Origin of the sequence: Flavobacterium macrobrachii (genome assembly GCF_014486675.1) — a bacterium.
Taxonomy (GTDB): Bacteria; Bacteroidota; Bacteroidia; order Flavobacteriales; family Flavobacteriaceae; genus Flavobacterium; species Flavobacterium macrobrachii.
In genome coordinates this window covers 1-999 of record NZ_JACTAC010000165.1, presented here as the reverse complement: position 1 = coordinate 999, position 999 = coordinate 1, and the positions used below count along the sequence as shown (strand labels likewise).

Annotated in this window: 1 protein-coding gene; it reads left to right on the top strand. The window is 31.0% G+C overall.

Annotation, left to right across the window (positions count from 1 at the left end; translation table 11 throughout):
• Positions 1-140 precede the first annotated feature (140 nt).
• On the top strand, positions 141-999 hold an 859-nt coding region (locus IAI56_RS15755; protein WP_187658764.1), incomplete at its 3' end, for a leucine-rich repeat domain-containing protein.

The following is a 999-nucleotide window of genomic DNA, read 5'->3' as shown; positions in this document are numbered from 1 at the left end:
GGCAAGATTGCGAATTTTGTGGTAAATTCACGTTTACGTTTCGCAAGAAATACTATCTTAGTGGAAAATAAACGGTTACGAAGTTCGCAACCTCGCCAAGCGGCGGGACGTTACCTGCAATTTTAAACACGAATCTATAAATGGAATTTGCCAATAAAGAAAAAAAAAGAGTTTATTTTTTACCGGAATTTCAATCCGAGCTCGTAAAATATTTTGACGTAAATAGTGACGCAACGCTAATCTTGAGTTTTGATAGTTTTATTGGCAGAAAGACGAATATAGATTTTAGTAAACTTTTAGAAATAAATTATAGAAAGATCTGTATCGTCGGAAATCATAACAATCCGGATGAATTCAAATCGTTGCTGAAATCGGAAATCTTGACCGAATTGGATAATCGAGATTTAACTCTCGAGTATGATTTTAAAAACTTTCCAAATCTTGAAATATTAATTCTCTCCTGGCACAAGAAATGTTCAAATATTTCCGAATGTGTAAAACTACTGGAATTAAGTCTATGGGCATATAAACCCAAAAGTCAAGATTTAACAGAATTCAGTTCTTTAAAATCATTAAAAGAGCTGCGTATTATACAAAGTAATATTAAGACAATTTCCGGAATCGAAAATCTGCAAAATATTCGGGAAATGATTTTTATAGGTAATCGGTCACTTTCTTTTGAGGATGTTGATGTTGTTTTTCCAAATGTAGAAGTTTTGTATATAGAGAGTTGTAAAGGAATTAGAATTGAAAAAGTTGTAGCCATGTTCCCTAATGTAAAAGACTTGAATTTCTTCAGTAGTGTCGAAATTGAAAGCTTAAGAATTATACTCGAGAATTTAAAAAAGCTTGAGATATTAAACGTTTATGATTTAAAAATTTCTGAAACTGATAATCGATATTGGAAAGATTATAAAAATTTGAAGTTGTTGAATTTTCAAGATCGAAAACATCAACTTCTAAAGAGAAAAGATTTTCCCGAATATCAAAACTGCAGGT